The 15,357-nt window shown below is 40.2% G+C and carries 21 protein-coding genes; 7 read left to right on the top strand and 14 right to left on the bottom strand.

Features of this window, described 5'->3' with window-relative positions; translation table 11 throughout:
* Window positions 1-2 precede the first annotated feature (2 nt).
* Complete coding sequence (locus B4U37_RS02960; RefSeq protein ID WP_088017001.1) at window positions 3-341, top strand: recombinase family protein; 339 nt, start codon at window positions 3-5, stop codon at window positions 339-341.
* A 3-nt stretch (window positions 342-344) separates the two neighbouring features.
* The gene (locus B4U37_RS02955; RefSeq protein ID WP_245840042.1) at window positions 345-1,982 is read left to right on the top strand and encodes a recombinase family protein; all 1,638 of its coding nucleotides are present in this window, start codon (window positions 345-347) and stop codon (window positions 1,980-1,982) included.
* Between the two features lie 26 nt (window positions 1,983-2,008).
* Here B4U37_RS02955 and rlmD read toward each other — a convergent pair whose 3' ends face one another.
* Complete coding sequence (gene rlmD, locus B4U37_RS02950) at window positions 2,009-3,394, bottom strand: 23S rRNA (uracil(1939)-C(5))-methyltransferase RlmD (protein WP_088017000.1); 1,386 nt, start codon at window positions 3,392-3,394, stop codon at window positions 2,009-2,011.
* Between the two features lie 137 nt (window positions 3,395-3,531).
* Between rlmD and B4U37_RS02945 the strand changes: the two genes are divergently transcribed.
* Window positions 3,532-3,726: a hypothetical protein gene (locus B4U37_RS02945; RefSeq protein ID WP_088016999.1), complete on the top strand. Its 195-nt coding sequence runs from the start codon at window positions 3,532-3,534 to the stop codon at window positions 3,724-3,726.
* Window positions 3,727-3,919: 193 nt separating this feature from the next.
* Here the strand turns inward: B4U37_RS02945 and B4U37_RS02940 are convergent, their stop codons facing one another.
* The 10 genes from B4U37_RS02940 to B4U37_RS02895 all read right to left on the bottom strand — a co-directional run bounded on the left by B4U37_RS02940 (window position 3,920) and on the right by B4U37_RS02895 (window position 9,224).
* A complete protein-coding gene (locus B4U37_RS02940) occupies window positions 3,920-4,192 on the bottom strand; it encodes a hypothetical protein (protein ID WP_245840041.1) in 273 nt (90 codons plus the stop codon).
* 10 nt (window positions 4,193-4,202) lie between these two features.
* Window positions 4,203-4,415 carry a helix-turn-helix domain-containing protein gene (locus B4U37_RS02935; RefSeq protein WP_010199743.1) on the bottom strand — a complete coding sequence of 71 codons (213 nt, stop codon included), beginning with the start codon at window positions 4,413-4,415 and terminating at the stop codon, window positions 4,203-4,205.
* 10 nt (window positions 4,416-4,425) lie between these two features.
* Complete coding sequence (locus tag B4U37_RS02930; RefSeq protein WP_088016997.1) at window positions 4,426-4,902, bottom strand: DUF2975 domain-containing protein; 477 nt, start codon at window positions 4,900-4,902, stop codon at window positions 4,426-4,428.
* Between the two features lie 169 nt (window positions 4,903-5,071).
* Window positions 5,072-5,569, bottom strand: a complete 498-nt coding sequence (locus B4U37_RS02925) for a GNAT family N-acetyltransferase (RefSeq protein WP_088016996.1) — start codon at window positions 5,567-5,569, stop codon at window positions 5,072-5,074.
* Between the two features lie 81 nt (window positions 5,570-5,650).
* Window positions 5,651-6,379 carry a hypothetical protein gene (locus B4U37_RS02920; protein WP_088016995.1) on the bottom strand — a complete coding sequence of 243 codons (729 nt, stop codon included), beginning with the start codon at window positions 6,377-6,379 and terminating at the stop codon, window positions 5,651-5,653.
* Between the two features lie 99 nt (window positions 6,380-6,478).
* The gene (locus tag B4U37_RS02915; RefSeq protein WP_088016994.1) at window positions 6,479-6,847 is read right to left on the bottom strand and encodes a hypothetical protein; all 369 of its coding nucleotides are present in this window, start codon (window positions 6,845-6,847) and stop codon (window positions 6,479-6,481) included.
* A 22-nt stretch (window positions 6,848-6,869) separates the two neighbouring features.
* Window positions 6,870-7,292, bottom strand: a complete 423-nt coding sequence (locus tag B4U37_RS02910) for a DUF4275 family protein (RefSeq protein WP_088016993.1) — start codon at window positions 7,290-7,292, stop codon at window positions 6,870-6,872.
* Window positions 7,282-8,109, bottom strand: a complete 828-nt coding sequence (locus B4U37_RS02905; protein WP_088016992.1) for a GNAT family N-acetyltransferase — start codon at window positions 8,107-8,109, stop codon at window positions 7,282-7,284. Before B4U37_RS02905 ends, B4U37_RS02910 begins: the two co-directional genes overlap by 11 nt.
* Window positions 8,110-8,153: 44 nt before the next feature.
* Entirely contained in the window at window positions 8,154-8,687 is a 534-nt protein-coding gene (locus B4U37_RS02900; protein ID WP_088016991.1) for a GNAT family N-acetyltransferase, read from the bottom strand.
* A complete protein-coding gene (locus tag B4U37_RS02895; protein ID WP_088016990.1) occupies window positions 8,688-9,224 on the bottom strand; it encodes a ribonuclease FAU-1 family protein in 537 nt (178 codons plus the stop codon).
* Window positions 9,225-9,623: 399 nt separating this feature from the next.
* Between B4U37_RS02895 and B4U37_RS02890 the strand changes: the two genes are divergently transcribed.
* Together B4U37_RS02890 and B4U37_RS02885 are read left to right on the top strand one after the other, a co-directional pair.
* Window positions 9,624-10,262, top strand: coding sequence for an HNH endonuclease family protein (locus tag B4U37_RS02890; protein WP_088016989.1), 639 nt, complete (start codon window positions 9,624-9,626; stop codon window positions 10,260-10,262).
* Window positions 10,263-10,325: 63 nt separating this feature from the next.
* Window positions 10,326-10,568, top strand: coding sequence for a hypothetical protein (locus B4U37_RS02885; RefSeq protein WP_088016988.1), 243 nt, complete (start codon window positions 10,326-10,328; stop codon window positions 10,566-10,568).
* Here the strand turns inward: B4U37_RS02885 and B4U37_RS02880 are convergent.
* Window positions 10,532-11,110, bottom strand: a complete 579-nt coding sequence (locus B4U37_RS02880; protein ID WP_088016987.1) for a histidine phosphatase family protein — start codon at window positions 11,108-11,110, stop codon at window positions 10,532-10,534. The two genes, B4U37_RS02885 and B4U37_RS02880, sit on opposite strands and share 37 nt — an antisense overlap.
* A gap of 202 nt (window positions 11,111-11,312) precedes the next feature.
* Here B4U37_RS02880 and B4U37_RS02875 point away from each other — a divergent pair, with 202 nt between their 5' ends.
* On the top strand, window positions 11,313-11,870 hold the full coding sequence (locus B4U37_RS02875) for a nitroreductase family protein (RefSeq protein WP_088016986.1): 558 nt from the start codon (window positions 11,313-11,315) through the stop codon (window positions 11,868-11,870).
* Between the two features lie 131 nt (window positions 11,871-12,001).
* On the opposite strand, the gene B4U37_RS02870 is transcribed toward B4U37_RS02875, so the two are convergent.
* On the bottom strand, window positions 12,002-12,355 hold the full coding sequence (locus B4U37_RS02870; protein ID WP_088016985.1) for a hypothetical protein: 354 nt from the start codon (window positions 12,353-12,355) through the stop codon (window positions 12,002-12,004).
* Window positions 12,356-12,594: 239 nt separating this feature from the next.
* On the opposite strand from B4U37_RS02870, the gene B4U37_RS02865 reads away from it, so the two are divergent.
* Entirely contained in the window at window positions 12,595-13,992 is a 1,398-nt protein-coding gene (locus tag B4U37_RS02865) for an IS110 family RNA-guided transposase (RefSeq protein WP_088016984.1), read from the top strand.
* 402 nt (window positions 13,993-14,394) lie between these two features.
* On the opposite strand, the gene B4U37_RS02860 is transcribed toward B4U37_RS02865, so the two are convergent.
* The gene (locus B4U37_RS02860; protein WP_088016983.1) at window positions 14,395-15,249 is read right to left on the bottom strand and encodes a dimethylarginine dimethylaminohydrolase family protein; all 855 of its coding nucleotides are present in this window, start codon (window positions 15,247-15,249) and stop codon (window positions 14,395-14,397) included.
* Window positions 15,250-15,357 lie beyond the last annotated feature (108 nt).

Here is a 15,357-nt window from a genome sequence, read left to right as displayed (position 1 = left end):
TTATGAAACATACACAGGGTAAAAATAATCAATCTGTGTTCTATATTTGTGCAAATCATGAAGAATCTCTAAATTCACAAAAAGTTGCAGCAGAGAAGTATGCTGAACACCTTGCCCACTCGCTTAATATTATTGTAGATGCAAAAACATCTGGAATGTTACCACTTAACAAACGTACTGGTATGCAAAAGCTCTTTCTATTAATAGAGGAAAGAGCGATTGACACTGTTATTGTAGACTCACTCTCCAGAGTTAGTCGTAAAGGAGAACAGCTAATAGATTTTATTAGCTTGTTGAAGCAAAACAACATTAAACTAATTGAACTTGGCCGTAGGGAATAGATTATGCATAATAAAAATGACATTTATGAGAGTGTAAGCCTTACAAAAAGCTACAATAATGTAATTGGCAAAGAAAAGATTGATTATAAAATTGAAGAAATTGCTAATAATGAAAGACAGGTAAACACTGCTACATCTCTATATTCTACAGAAGGAATGGTTAGAAGAATGAGATGTGCAATATATATTCGAGTTTCGACAGATAAAGAAGAACAAAAAGCTTCCCTAAAGTACCAGAAAGAATTGTTTTACAGATACGTTCAAGAGCAAGGATGGGATATCTTTGAAATTTATGTAGATGTCCAAACTGGAACTACTGCAAAGAGAAAGAATTTACAAAAACTGATTCAGGATGCTCAAGAGAAAAAATTTGATATCATCTTAGCAAAAGAACTTTCTCGCTTGGCTCGTAATGGTGAATTATCCTATAAAATAAAAAACCTTTGCGAAAATCAAGGGATTCACATTATCACATTAGACAATGCGATCAATACCTTAACAGGTAACACTAACATGTTTGGCTTATATGCATGGATGTATGAACAAGAGTCCCAAAACACTAGCAATCGTGTGAAAGAGACATTAAGAACGAGAGCAAATAAAGGACTTTTCAAAGGTTCTAATCCCCCATATGGATATGATGCTATTGATGGGAAGTTGCACATTAGAGATGACAATACACCTGATATAGTTAGAAGAATTTTTGAAGAATATTTAGCAGGAAGTGGTAGGGAAAGCATTGCTAGAAGGTTGTACAATGAAGGTATTCCAACACCTGCTGAAATAGCAGGGAAGAAGAATGCTGGAGACAAGTGGAACGACTCAACCATTAAAGTAATTCTAACAAACCAGCATTACTGCGGTGATTTAGTACAAGGTCGAACAACAACAGTTAGTGTTACTAGTAAGAAAAGAAAAAAAATTGCCCACGAAGATCAAATAATTGTTAAGGATACACATGAAGCAATAATCCCCCGTGAGATGTTCGATGCCGTTCAAAAGCAAATAAAGATTAGAACTAAGTATATTACGGCACCTAAGAAACACCTTTTTACAAACGTTCTTTTCTGCGCTGATTGTGGAAAAGGGTTGTGGTATCGAAGTAACCGAAAAGGATACATTTGTGGGAATTATGCACGTCATGGCAAAAAGGCTTGCAGTAGCCATCTTATCAGTGAGGAATCACTTAAGGTTACAATTCTTTCTGATATTCAAGCAATAGTAAAGCAAATCGACAAAGAACCATATATGAAGAAAGTTGAAGCTCAATCCAAAAAAGCAAAGCAAAACATGGAGAAACAACTTGTAAAGATTGATAAGCAACTCGATATCATAAAAGGCAGAAAGCGAAAGTACATCAATATGTTAGCCGAGGAAATCATTTCACATGAGGATTATCGTGAAAGTGTTGAGTTTAATAATATTGAGAAAAATAAATTAGTCGAAAAGAAAAACGAGTTACTATCAGAGTTAGAAAATGAACAAACTGTCGTTAATATTGAAGAGTTAAAGCAAGAGCTACTCCATTTCTTAAAATTCGAAGAGTTAACACCTGAACTCTTACACCGGTTTGTTATTCGAATCGAGGTCATGGAGGATGGAATACCAAATATCATCTACAGCTTTGCTAAACCACAATAATTAGAATAAAAAGCAGCAGGATTTCCCTATTTAAGGTCTGCTGCTTCTTTTAAAACTATCTGCGATACGCACTCAACGTGAGATGTATGCGGAAACATATCCACAGGCTGCACCTCAACCGTTTTGTATCCCCCATCCTCCAACACTCTCAAATCTCTCGCAAGTGTCGCCGGGTTACAGGATACATAGACAACCTTCTTCGGCTTCATTTCCAGAATGGTTTTAAGCAGAGCTTCATCACAGCCTTTGCGCGGTGGGTCCACCACTAACACGTCGGCTTTGTTACCTTCTTTATACCACTTTGGAATTACGACTTCTGCTTCACCCACTGCAAATTCGGCATTGGTAATTTCATTGAGTTCTGCGTTGCGTTTTGCATCTTCAATTGCTTCTGGCACGATTTCAACTCCGAACACTTTCCTCGCCTTTTGAGCGAGAAACAACGAAATCGTTCCGATACCGCAGTAGGCATCAATGACCGACTCTTCGCCAGTAAGATCCGCATACTCGAGCGCCTTATCATAAAGAACCTTCGTTTGCTCCGGGTTGACCTGATAAAAGGATCTGGCAGAAATGGCGAATTTGATGTCACCGATAAAATCATAGATATACTCATTGCCCCAAAGCACACGCGTTTCGTCTCCGAAAATCACATTCGTTTTCTTGGTGTTCACGTTCTGCACAACGGATTTCACTTCCGGTAAAGCTTCGGTTATTTCGTCGACAATCGCTCTGCGGTTCGGAATGTCTGGTGTGCGGGTGATAAGGACAATCATCACTTCACCAGTAACTAGACCATAGCGGGCCATCACATGACGAAGCACACCTTTATGCGTTTTTTCGTTATAAGCACGAACCCCATGCTTGTCGCAGATTTCGCGGACCGTTTGAACCACACGGTCGTTAATTTCCTGCTGTATGAGGCACTCCTTCATGTCGATGATTTCGTGGCTGCGCTGTTGATAGAAGCCTGCAATCAGGCCTCCTTCGCGCTCCCCAATCGGAACCTGCGCTTTATTGCGGTAGCGCCAAGGGTTGTGGTCCATGCCGAGCACCGGATGAACCGGTACGTCTTTTAAGTGTCCAATGCGTTCGAGAACATCCTTGACCTGCTTTTGCTTCGCCACAAGCTGACCTTCATAGCTCAAATGCTGAAGTTGGCAACCTCCGCACTGCTTATAGATCGGACACGGTGCATCCACGCGAAAAGGGCTTGTCTTGTGGATTTCCTCCAGTCGGCCGAATGCATAGCCTTTTTTTACTTTTATAATTTTGACTTTGATTTCCTCATCAGGCAGGGCATTTTGAACGAAAATCGGAAAGCCATCTATTTTTGCTACGCCGGCGCCATCATGGGTTAAGTCCTGGACGGTGACATCGTAGTATTCATTTTTTTGAACGGGTACAGTCATGTATTTTCTCTTCCTTCACGTTAAAATCGCTGTTCCGATTGTACCACATGGATGTTTGGGTTACCAGTTGGGGTAGTGGGATAGTGCTGGTTGAATATGTTAAAATTAAAGTAGTTTTATGGAGGAGAGGTTGCCAAATGACCATTGTTGCATTTTTAATTATCGCCTGGGTACTAAGCTGGTTCGGTTTTAATCGCCTGTTTGTGCAAGCATTAAAAGAACTGTTCAATAAGGAAGTTTCCAATGCTAGCTACTACTTTATATTCTTTTGCATCGGTGTTATTGGAGATTTGATTTTATTTTTCCGGGGGCAATATCCGTTTGATATTTAGGATAGCAGGATAAGAATGGTTTCTAAGGTTTCTACGATTTAGCCTCTCTACCGTACCTCTTTACGGTCAGCTACTACATTTCCCAAACGAACTTCGACCTTTTTGCGAAGACTTTCTACACTTTTATAAAAAAAGAGGTTTCTACCGCTCCGCTCAAGCGATAGAAACCTTCATTATTGAGTCACATCCAATGCTAAGGCATCGAACTAGTAATAAACTCAATCATCAGTGCAAAAACTCCCAATAATATGGTCATAAAAGTTGTTGCAGTGACTATTTTATAGCTTAGCTTCTGGTTAGAGGTTTTTGATTTTCGATTCATGGTAAAAATAACAAGTCCTAAGATTATCGACCCCATCCAGCTAATCAAACCTACATCTGTCGTTAACTTCTCCCAATTGAAAATCCAAAAGTATGCTATTAAAAGGTGTACAACAATCAACGGCATCGCAATAACTCTCACCATACGTTCCAAACTACTCCTCATCCGGCCTATACTCCAAGATATCTCCCGGTTGGCAGTCAAGAGCCTTGCAGACTGCCTCGAGCGTGGAGAAACGGATGGCTTTGGCCTTGCCATTTTTGAGAATGGAAAGGTTTGCCATGGTTATTCCTACTCTTTCGGAGAGTTCGGTGACGCTCATTTTTCTTTTTGCCAACATGACATCAATATTTATAATTATGGCCATTGTTTTCACCTCACACTGTTAAGTCATTTTCGGATTTTATGTCGATGGCTACTTGCAAAAGCCTTTGAAGGACCGCAGCAAATACGGCAATTACAATAGAGGCAAAGATAGGAACTCCGCCTATGATGATCGCTCCAGGCGCATCATCTTTATCTGCTAAAAGAAAGATAAATGGCATGATGACAACATACACTCCACTGATAGTAAGGGCACAAACTTTTATTTTCTTCAACGCTTCCACCGAAAATTGCGAGAAAGCCTCATTTTTATCAATATACCCCAAAAGTTTCAGCGCCTGATACAATGCAAAGTAAAACGGAATGGTGGTCAAAAACATCCCAGTTACGATGGGATAGAGAATATACGCGTATTCAGGGCTTGCCGGGTTTCTTATCAGCGAAAACAAGCCGACTATAGTTAAAATAAAAACTGGTGTCCCAATAAGGAATACCGCTATTTTCAAAAAAAGTGTAGAACCATGCTTCATCAAAAGCACCTCGCTTCATCGTGATAAATAAAATTTACCATTATATTTATTGTTTTTCAATAAAAATATATTTATTAATGATATAAAGGCAGAGGGAACAGGCACCGCGACCCAATTCTACACAAAAAAAGACAAGCACCTTACTCTCTTGTCTCCTCAAACTAAAGCATCACTTTACTTTAGCAAACACACACGTATCCCGTAATTCCCCATTCACATTGCGCTCACTATTCCTAAGAATTCCTTCCAGCGTATATCCCGCTCTTTCTGCAACCGCCCTACTCTTCACATTATTAGAATCGCAGCGAATCTCCACGCGATTTGCTTCCAATTGTTCAAATGCGAACTGGCTGATTCCTTCCACCGCTTCTGTTATGTAGCCCTTGCCACTATGCCTGGAATCGATCCAATAACCGATCTCAAACTTCGGGATGGACCAGTCGATCCGATGCAAGCCTGACGACGCCACGAATTCACCGGTTTCTTTTAAGAAAACTAAGAGTCTCAAATCTTTTCGCTGTAGAAACTCTGCATGACTCTCCCTAATATTCGCTTCCACATCCTCCACTGCCTGGTCATGTTGCGCGAAGATCATCCACGGCTTAAGCTCAGGAAGAGAATGAATGATAGCATCATGTACCGCCGGACCGTCTCCTGGCAGCGGCATTCGGATTAATAGTCTATCTGTGGTGAATTCTGATGGGAAATTTTTTAGATTGGTTTTGTGTTGGTCATTTTTACTCTCCCTCTATTGTTTATGCACATAATTAAACAAAATAAAGCCCATCACCAATATCTGTTCCAGTTCCGCATACTGGTCATCCACTAACTCAAAACTGTATTTTGACCGTAATACTTCAGACCGTTTTCCTTTTGCAACTACATGATTGTCTATTCGAACTTCTGTTGCGGATCCGATTCCAAAAGATTGATAGTTTATCACTTTCTCGTCTATTTCTACCTTTAATGCTTCTTTAAGCTTAACAGCATTCTTCATGGAGTATTCGGTTTTCACTTCTCCAATCGGCTCTCCATCCTGCATGATTTTCCAGTTAGTGTTATTTTTGATTAAACTGCTTCGCTGCTCCACAAATTTGACTTTACCCCCGGCAGCCACCTCGAAGGAAAGATTCATATACCAACTACCGTCCCCTTCCACCACTTCGTTGACCCAATGCTGCCAACGATGTTGATAGAACCGGTGGTACCTTGCAACTTTCTCACTTCCTTTAAAGAGCTGCTTCACGCCAGTTGAATACCTTTCACCTATGTGAGTATTCCAGGTTTCATCCGTATTCGCAGGTGTATAATTAACATCTCTTCGTACCATCCATCTATGTATATACCAAACCACGGCAGCTCCCAATGGAAACATGAATAAAATAAATACCTGATTCCAATCAAACTCTCCCATAATGAAGAATCGTAGAGTCATGCCAATTGTTCCTATGATAAAGAGGAATAGCAATTTTCCCATTGGTTGAACTCCTTTCTTTTTTGGATTGAGGGGACAGGCACTATGACCCGGTTTTGCTATGCACTCCCACTTGCCCCATTTTATAAATGTTTGTGATTGTTACCCCTCCCAATTCTCAGGCACCTGCACAATCACATACTCCCCTGTCCACATTTGCGTGGTAACAATTAGTGTCTCACCCTCTTTTTCAAAGAAGTAACCACTACCGTCTTGATATTCAAACTCCCATCCATTTTCACCCATCATTTCTTTAAAGGTCTCCCTGTATTCTCCTTGATTCGATCGTGTAATAAACCAATCATATCCATCTTCATTTACAATTTTTACGATCGGTTCTGGGGATTCATTGATGGACTGCAATACTTCCTTTTTATTTACGGACTCTATTGGTAGTGTCGCATAGTAAAATCTAGTATTGTAGGCGACTATTACTAGTATAACTTCAATAATAGTGAGGCGTTTTATCATAGGTATCCTACTAAGGGCATGTTCAAGTACAAATAAAATATGGGCCACATTCTCTTTCGTGCGTCATCATAAATGTCCATTTCTTCTCCCAGTCCATCACATATATATCGCCATAGAGCAAATGAGAAGGATTATAAAGAAGATCCCGGACAATCAAACTTTTCGCATTTTCCACCTTATAGACTGTATCCAGGTGCTGATAAAAAATTAAACATTTATCTTTTTCCTGTGCATGAAAAAACCTAACAGCTTCCCCTTTAGTAGAACATTTTACCGCTTCCCAACTACATAAGTGCCATAAGAAACTGTCTAGGTAAATAGCATTCTTTTCTTCTTTAGACAAATGACCAGCGAAATTATATTCCCAAGATTTGCGGAAATACCCTCCCCAATTTAGTGTCTCTAACACCTCTAATTCTTTCCTAATTTCCTTTCTAACTTTCATACTTATAATAATCCTGAGAATGATAACTCCTAAATCCACAAGATTCATAGAGTTTCAGCGCATGGGCATTCCTCGCTTCTACTTCCAAAAAGACTGGCAGCCCTTTTTCCGACTCTATTTTCACCACTTTGGATAGAGCTTTTCGTCCTATTCCTTTTCCTTGCAGCTCACGAGAAACGGCAAACCCATATATCCAAGCTTCTCCGTTTGTTTCAGATACACGAATTTTTCCAGCAGTTTGGCCTTCCGCTTCAATGATGAACATGTCCTCACTGTTGAGTTCCTTCATCCGCTGATTAAAGTTTCGGGCTTCTTGTTCTGTAAAACCAAAGCAAGCCACTTCCAGTTGAATTTCCGCTTCAAAATCCTCTTGGGACGTTGATGGTCTAATGGTCACAGCAGGATCGTCATGCAACTCGCCTGCTTCCCATTTCATCTGGTACTCTGCCACCTCGAATGTACACGGAATACGGTTTAAGAATTTCTTTGCGCTTTGAGAGGTGCTTGGCGCATTCAATAATATTGTCGTATTCTCCTGCTTTTTCACCTCTGCCACCGCTGCACTAAATAATTTTTTAAAAATTCCTTTCCTGGGGTAGTCCGGGTGAACCATTCCTGTCATCTCTACTTTATTTCCAAAACCATAGCAGCCAAGGAATCCGACAAGACGTCCATCTTCATAATGAAAGAAGTCCTCTTTACTTTCCTCATTGCGGGTTTCGAGCATATCTTCATTCAGTTTCAGCTGGAACCCACCTACTTTTTCGCAAACGGTTTGAAGTTCTTTAACTTGTTGTAGCTGTTCTTTAGTTAGCATGTTTTACACCTCTATAGTTTGTGTTTATATAGCGACTATCTTTTTCACTCCATAAATTCCTTCGGATAAACAACCGTTCCTTGTACATGTTGTAGTGAACCTTCAGTTAACTCTAGCGCCATAAAAGATTCAGCTGGCACTGGGAATGGTGCAGAAATGTTCCATAAATCTGCACGTTTGAAACCGAATTTGGGATAGTAGTCTTTGTGTCCGAGAACAATGATGGAGGTATGTCTAAGTGCAATTGCTCTTTGAATGGCCTCACGAATAAGGGTTTTTCCAACTCCTTTACTTTGATACTCTGGAGCAACTGAAACAGGAGCTAGAGCAAGAGATTCATTCTCTTCATTTTGATTTACTATTTTTACGCTAGTCAGTAGAATATGGCCCACAATTTCCTTCTTCTCATCTAACGCTACCAAAGAAAGCTTTGGGATAAATGCATCTGATTTCCTAAGCCGCTGTACAAGGAAGTGTTCCTTTTTGTCGCTATATTCAGCTTGCTCAAAAGCACGTCGAACAACATGTTCTGTGATTCTATAATCTTCTTGTCTTTCTTGCCTGATAACTATATCCATCTAATCCTCCAATAAAATCTTCAAATGTGATTTTGCCAGTTCCATCAGATTAAATTCATTATTTTCAATCTGTTGATTAATTTTGTTTGATTCTGCCCAGGCGAGTTGATATTGGGCCTGATTAATCGTCCCTCTAATGAGTGCTTCCTCCAATTCGTCCGCATCTTTCTGGATGACTTCCCCTGTCGAAAGCACAATGATGTCCAAGAAAAGATCGTCTGTGTACGGAAGATTGTTCTCTACTCCGTTTTCATTCGTTATATCTATGTACCATTGAACAACTTCGCCATTAGCATCAAACATAGTCGTTAAAGAGTAATGTTCATTGCTTGGAAAATGCTGAAGCCACATATACCCATCATCTACAATGCATAGACTCTTTTCTTCATAGTTTACGAATAACGGCTCCGTCACTTTATGTATTTGAAGTAAGGTGACGTACCCTTTGAAGTCATCTGTATCCATAAACTTCTGTGTGTACTGCCGTTTAAAGATCCGCTTCCATTCTGAGCGGTCTCCGTGTCTTCTTTTTAACATCGGCATTCTCCTTTTGTGTTGTAGGGACAGGCACGGCGACCCAATTAGTTGAATCTAGCTGCTCAGCCTTACAAAATATGGATTGTCGATAATTTCAATTAGTTTTTTGCATACTTTTAGTTGTTTTTCGTTTATTTCATGTGCTTTTTTGTATAATTCGCACCGTTTTTTGCATAATTGGGTGCTTGGGCAGCACGACCCACTAAACATCCGGGTCAACGGGCCTGCCCCCTCGACTCAAGACGCAGGCGAATAGTACCTTTTCTTAACATTTACAATATTTTAACTTATTAAAGCACTTTTATATATTATTATTTCAAGTAGATACATAGTGCACTATTAAAATCTCGTACACCATCGAGATTTTGATATAAAAAATTAATAGTAGGAGGCATACATATGCTGAAGATTAAGAAGTCCATGTTGATTGTTTTTGCATTTATCCTGTCGTTCACAGCTCTACAGCTTGATCCACCATCCGTGTCAGCCCTTCCACCTGGTACACCGTCCAAATCAGAAGCTCAATCTCAATTGAACTCATTGACAGTGAAATCAGAAGGCCCAATGACCGGGTACTCACGAGATGAATTCCCACATTGGATAGGTCAAGGAAATGGATGCGACACACGCCAAATTGTCCTGCAACGCGATGCCGACTATTACAGTGGCGATTGTCCAGTCACTTCTGGAAAATGGTATAGTTACTTTGATGGTGTTATTGTGTATTCTCCATCGGAAATTGATATTGATCACGTTGTCCCAATGGCTGAAGCTTGGCGTTCCGGGGCTAGCAGCTGGACCACAGAACAGCGCCGTGCTTTTGCCAACGATCTCAACGGACCTCAGTTAATTGCCGTGACAGCAAGCGTCAATCGGTCCAAAGGGGACCAAGATCCATCTACATGGCAGCCACCTCGTACTGGAGCTCGCTGCGCATATGCGAAGTGGTGGATAAATACGAAATATCGTTGGGACTTACACCTTCAATCATCAGAAAAAACTGCATTGCAAACAATGCTTAACGGCTGTGTTTACTAAATACTCGTGGGACTGCAAGGTTTAGTGCCTTGCAGTCTCGCTATATAAAAAGGAGTCAAATCTATGGAAAAACTATCATCTACATTTACTGCATCACACGGAGTGATGACAGCCGAGGTTGGTGTCATTAGCGGTGAACTAGAATTGCGCACTACATGTCATGAAGATGGCGTGCTTTCACTCAAAATAACTTATGTAGGTGCGGCAGAATGGTACACGCTTCCTGGAGAAGAGTACCGCCTTCACGATTTGCGGGATCATGAGGTTGTTCATCGTATGCTTGTTAGGGTGTTGGAGCGGGGGTGAGGGGACAGGCAGTGGTCACCCCCACCACTCTCATCGACTCTCCGCAAAAGGTACACATCAGGATTCCTAAGGTTCTTCCAGTCCTCAAATCCAAAGTTAGTTTGGTAATTTCTAATAAGCAGCGACATGATATTTCCATGTGTCACTATTATAGTATTTTCGGCGTCAGTTTCTAGAGCTTCTTCTACCACTTGTACAATCCGGTCCATCGCCTCTCTGCTTGATTCGCCACCCTCATATTTCAGGTCTAAATCTTCGTAGGTCGCTTCCAGTTTTTCCATCCAGTCTGGTAAATCTATGGAACTTAGTGTGCGTTCAGCCAAGCGATCATCCACTTCTATTTTTATATTCGTTTCCTTGCTTAATGGTTCAATAGATTGAATGGCGCGCATAAAAGGACTTGAAACGATACGGGCTATTGGCGTGTTGGAGAAAATACCCGCTAACTCTTGTGCTTGCTCATTTCCCTTTTCTGTAAGCCTTGATTCCGCCGGTTGCCCTTCAGCTTCACAATGCCTGACTATGTATATGTTTTTAGACATGAGAAAATCCCCTTCCTATATTAATAATTACGAATAGACTTAGAAAATGTTACAACTTTCTAAATAAAATCACTCTAATATAAATTACACTTTCTCTTTTCACCCATAGATATGGAATTAAATAAGAATCTATACTACAATGTAATTGAGAATGATAATCACATACAATAACAACTTCAGTAATAACAAAGGGGACGATCTAATGGAATCTAACATATCAAGTTTAGCTCAAATCATACGGGAGCGACGTTCTATAAAAGCTGGTTATTCCAACAAAGAAGTGACACAGGAAACCGTGCTAGAACTCCTGGACGATGCAGTCTGGGCACCCAATCATGGATTGCGCGAACCTTGGAGGTTTATTTTTGTTTCTTCAAGTGAGAAGAATGGTTTTGTGGAAAAACTGGTGAAGACATTCCCCCAAGAGATGCAAGAGAACAGAAGAAATTATTTTAATCAACCAGCCGCTATCTTGATCGTGGTGATGGAGGAAGATCCGAGGCAAAAGCAATGGGAGGAAAACTTCGGGGCTGTGAGCTGCCTTATACAGAACTTCCAGCTGCTAGCTTGGGAGAAAAAGCTTGGCGTTGTCTGGAAAACCAATCCGCATATATACGACCCTAAGGTTCATAAGATTTTAGGCGTACAGCCTGGTGAAAAAATAGCCGGTTTCTTGCATATGGGATACTTTGAACAAATGCCACCACAACGTGAACGAAAGTCCGCAGAGAGCAAATTGACGGTGTTTAAAAATAATTAAGACATTGGAAAAGACGCTTTCCTTCTGTTGTAAGAGGAAGCGTCTTTTCACTTTGAGTATTTTTTTCCTGAGGCAAGCAAGATGGAAGTACGCACTTAGAGGTTTTATTAGAGGATTATGCAGGGGCCACCTTAATTTTTACTTTTACTTTTCATGATGAAAATCTCTTTTTCAAGTCTGTTTACTTTATTGTCTAGGAAGTCTACCACATTTTTCCTGGACTCGTTCGTTAATTCAAATTGATTTCCAATTCCATCAAGCTTTGCTTCCATAGTATCAAAACGTGCGTCAACAGAATTGAAACGTTCATCAACAATATTAAATCGCTCGTCAACAGTATTAAATCGCTTTTCTACAGTATTAAATCGTTCATGCATTTCTGACTTCATGCCTGCCATTTCCGACTTCATACTGCCAATTTCCGACTTTAAGTCTTTTACTTCCGAGTCCAAACCTATTAGCAGCTCCAAAATTCGCTTTTCCATGTTATCACCTCCTCTTTTCATTATAGTGGGTAAAAGGATAACTATCACGCTTTATACGAAAAATACATTTTCCAATTTTGGATGCGGGTATGGCAGAGACCCACTGTTAAAAGTGGGGCATCGTGCCTAGTATAGTAAATAGTCATACAACAATAAAAAAACCACCGTTTTCATTGTAAAATAGAAGGACCTATCACAGAACTTCCAAATTACATTCCCGACCAAAGGAGATGAAAACAGTGGTATATTCAACATTTAATCATATTCAAGGAAAGATTGGAAGTCGATGGGCGCAACTGGTGAGAGAGACTGGACCTGAAAACTTATTGTTAGTGGCGATCGATGCAGCCAAATATACACCTAAAGTTATTATAACTTCGTTCTACGGGGATATATTGGTAAAACCATTTGATATAGATTCCTCTATGTCAGGATTTCATAAGCTTAAATCGCTAATAGAGAGTACAAAGAGTAGTCACAATTTGACGAAAGTGGTTATTGGTATTGAGACTACAGGACACTATTACGAACATCTCGTCTATAAATGCCATTTAGAAGGGTATCACGTTCGAACTGTTAATGCGGCCACTACCGCAAAAGAAAGGGAAACATTATTAAACTGGTCTAAGACTGATAATTTAGATTTGATGGCCATCATACAATCTGTCATCCATGGTAGGGGTACCTCTAACGAGCTACCATCCGGTGATATTCATAACCTTCGGAAGTTGACTAGAGCTAGACGGGAATTAGTCTCGGAGCGTACGAAAACGAAGAACTTAATTCTTATGCATATGGATCATATTTTCCGTGAATTTCAGGGGAAAACGGTGTGGATGAAAGGAAAAAGATATCTATCCAAACCCTTCTCAAAAGTATTTGGGAAAGGCTCTATTTACTTGATGAGGCATCATCCCCATCCTTCTGACATCTTAGAGTTAGGCGTAAAAGGGTTGAGAGAGATTTCTCAACGAGAAAATTTAAAAATTCGTGATAAGACAATTCAAACCTTGATTGAATTTGCCAAGGATTCCATCACTTTACCAAAGGAACAAGTAGAAGCAGATATTTATTTACTAAACCAGAAGTTAGATAGATTGGAGTTCTTAGAGAAGCAAATCAAAAGGTTAGAGATGAAAATAGAGGAGTTATTTGTTACTACGGACGGAGCCGTTATCCTTTCCGTTCAAGGGATTGGGTTAGTAACTGGTGCGGAACTGGCTGCAGAAATGGGAGACATTTCTGATTTTGATCAAGCTGGTCAACTTATTAAGCTCGCTGGAACGAATCCAATCGTAAAACAATCTGGTGGAAACCAACCTGCTTATTATGGGGTTTCTAGACAAGGCAGGAGGCCTTTCAGGAATATTGTCTATCAAGTAGGAAAATCGCTAGCTGTTAATAACCCTGAGATGCATCAACGCTACCTAGCATTGAAAGAAAGAGGAAAGCATTCGCGTCAAGCCTATATTGCCTTAGGCAATAGAATGGTTAGACTTGCATTCTCTATGATCCGCAACCAAACGCTTTACCAAACCAAGGCAGAGAATTACACTCTCTTTGATGAAATAAGCAAGAAAATACGGAAAGCAAATGTAGAGAAATTCTTTAAAGCTCATGTTTTATCCATCCAGTAATTGCGCTAGATAAGAATTAATAAAATGGTTAGCAAGACTAGTTAAAGGAGCTATAAAATGGGGCTTTTCTAGGACGTTAGATTACATTGTATTTCGTGCATGAGGCTATTAGACCTCGCGGGACAGCGTTATGGATCTTGTCCTATAAATACGAATAATACGTGAAATTCTTAGTTTATATTCGCTAGGCGGTATCCCTGTAGGATGAAAAAGCAGGATCCTTTCACGCCCTAGAAAAGCCCTTTATACATTTCTGTGATAGTTGAACCTGAAAAAAATGGAAATTAAGCAAGTTTACTTAAAGTTGGATTTTTTTAATGATATTAACCGTTTGACTTATTTGCCATTATACGCTGTCCCTTCAACCCACTGGAACACCGTGGGCCACGGTGCATGTCCCCTCTACCCACGTAGTATAGGCAGGGTACAACAGCGGAAAGACCCTCCGGATTTGATGATTTCGATGATGTCGACTTCTATTACTTCGAATCCCCTTTTGGTGAGTTCGGCGTTCACTTTTGGGTTTACGGGGAGGCTGAAGATTTTTTTGTTGCCAATGTTGAGTACGTTTGTGCCAAGGGTGAACTGTTCGTCTTCTGTTACTGCGATTAGTTCAAACCGCGAGGAGATGATGTCTAGTTCTTTTTGTGTGAATGCTCCTGGATAGTATAGCGCTTCGGTTGGTGAAATGATATTGAACACGCAATCGAGATGTAAGTATTTTTCTTCGAATGGAACTTTCACTACTTCATAATGGGGCAGGATGCTTTGTAGATGTTCGATGGCGACCTCGTTTGTCCGGTTACTCACGCCGACATACACCGTTTCTCCATTGATGATGACATCGCCTCCTTCAATCATGTCCCCTTTTAAATTCAAATAGGAAATGTCCTTTTCCTCCAACATGCTCTTTAGGACCTCTTCTTCGCCTTGTCTGATTTTATTGGCCATTTCCGCGACAAACAGAATATTTCCAAGTGTGAAGCCGATATCACGGGTAAAAACTTGCTCTGGAAACATTTTGATGGCAGGCAAAAGAATGACCTCCACCCCATGGTCCTCCAATGTTTCTACGAATTTTTTATGTTGTGCCATGGCGATTTCAATGTGAATTCCTTCATTCTTAAACTTTTTCTGTGTTTCATTGATGACTTCACGAATCGTCATATATTCTGGTTTGCACAGAATCACTTTTTGCAACACATCATACTCACTGCTTGCATGCGGCCTCATTGGGCTTTTAGAAAATAACGACATGATAATAAATACCCCCATCACAAAATAATGTTTATATTGTTACCTAGTAGAAGGATTTTTAATTTGCCTCAGGAACGTTTTTAATTTTAGGGTAAATTGCATAGAATA

It is taken from the genome of Sutcliffiella horikoshii, assembly GCF_002157855.1.
Lineage (GTDB): Bacteria > Bacillota > Bacilli > Bacillales > Bacillaceae_I > Sutcliffiella_A > Sutcliffiella_A horikoshii_C.
This window is presented reverse-complemented; position numbering and strand designations above follow the sequence as displayed.

Excerpts from the sequence above, each read along its gene's own strand:
- B4U37_RS02915 (WP_088016994.1), bottom strand. The coding sequence starts at position 6,847 with ATGATAAAACGCCTCACTATTATTGAAGTTATACTAGTAATAGTCGCC.
- B4U37_RS02900 (WP_088016991.1), bottom strand. The coding sequence starts at position 8,687 with ATGGATATAGTTATCAGGCAAGAAAGACAAGAAGATTATAGAATCACA.
- B4U37_RS02910 (WP_088016993.1), bottom strand. The coding sequence starts at position 7,292 with ATGAAAGTTAGAAAGGAAATTAGGAAAGAATTAGAGGTGTTAGAGACA.
- B4U37_RS02905 (WP_088016992.1), bottom strand. The coding sequence starts at position 8,109 with ATGCTAACTAAAGAACAGCTACAACAAGTTAAAGAACTTCAAACCGTT.
- B4U37_RS02885 (WP_088016988.1), top strand. The coding sequence starts at position 10,326 with ATGGAAAAACTATCATCTACATTTACTGCATCACACGGAGTGATGACA.
- B4U37_RS02875 (WP_088016986.1), top strand. The coding sequence starts at position 11,313 with ATGGAATCTAACATATCAAGTTTAGCTCAAATCATACGGGAGCGACGT.
- B4U37_RS02960 (WP_088017001.1), top strand. The coding sequence starts at position 3 with ATGAAACATACACAGGGTAAAAATAATCAATCTGTGTTCTATATTTGT.
- B4U37_RS02935 (WP_010199743.1), bottom strand. The coding sequence starts at position 4,415 with ATGGCCATAATTATAAATATTGATGTCATGTTGGCAAAAAGAAAAATG.
- B4U37_RS02890 (WP_088016989.1), top strand. The coding sequence starts at position 9,624 with ATGCTGAAGATTAAGAAGTCCATGTTGATTGTTTTTGCATTTATCCTG.
- B4U37_RS02860 (WP_088016983.1), bottom strand. The coding sequence starts at position 15,249 with ATGTCGTTATTTTCTAAAAGCCCAATGAGGCCGCATGCAAGCAGTGAG.
- B4U37_RS02880 (WP_088016987.1), bottom strand. The coding sequence starts at position 11,110 with ATGTCTAAAAACATATACATAGTCAGGCATTGTGAAGCTGAAGGGCAA.
- B4U37_RS02870 (WP_088016985.1), bottom strand. The coding sequence starts at position 12,355 with ATGGAAAAGCGAATTTTGGAGCTGCTAATAGGTTTGGACTCGGAAGTA.
- B4U37_RS02925 (WP_088016996.1), bottom strand. The coding sequence starts at position 5,569 with ATGCCGCTGCCAGGAGACGGTCCGGCGGTACATGATGCTATCATTCAT.
- B4U37_RS02920 (WP_088016995.1), bottom strand. The coding sequence starts at position 6,379 with ATGGGAAAATTGCTATTCCTCTTTATCATAGGAACAATTGGCATGACT.
- B4U37_RS02955 (WP_245840042.1), top strand. The coding sequence starts at position 345 with ATGCATAATAAAAATGACATTTATGAGAGTGTAAGCCTTACAAAAAGC.
- B4U37_RS02940 (WP_245840041.1), bottom strand. The coding sequence starts at position 4,192 with ATGGTGAGAGTTATTGCGATGCCGTTGATTGTTGTACACCTTTTAATA.
- B4U37_RS02895 (WP_088016990.1), bottom strand. The coding sequence starts at position 9,224 with ATGTTAAAAAGAAGACACGGAGACCGCTCAGAATGGAAGCGGATCTTT.
- B4U37_RS02930 (WP_088016997.1), bottom strand. The coding sequence starts at position 4,902 with ATGAAGCATGGTTCTACACTTTTTTTGAAAATAGCGGTATTCCTTATT.
- rlmD (WP_088017000.1), bottom strand. The coding sequence starts at position 3,394 with ATGACTGTACCCGTTCAAAAAAATGAATACTACGATGTCACCGTCCAG.
- B4U37_RS02945 (WP_088016999.1), top strand. The coding sequence starts at position 3,532 with ATGACCATTGTTGCATTTTTAATTATCGCCTGGGTACTAAGCTGGTTC.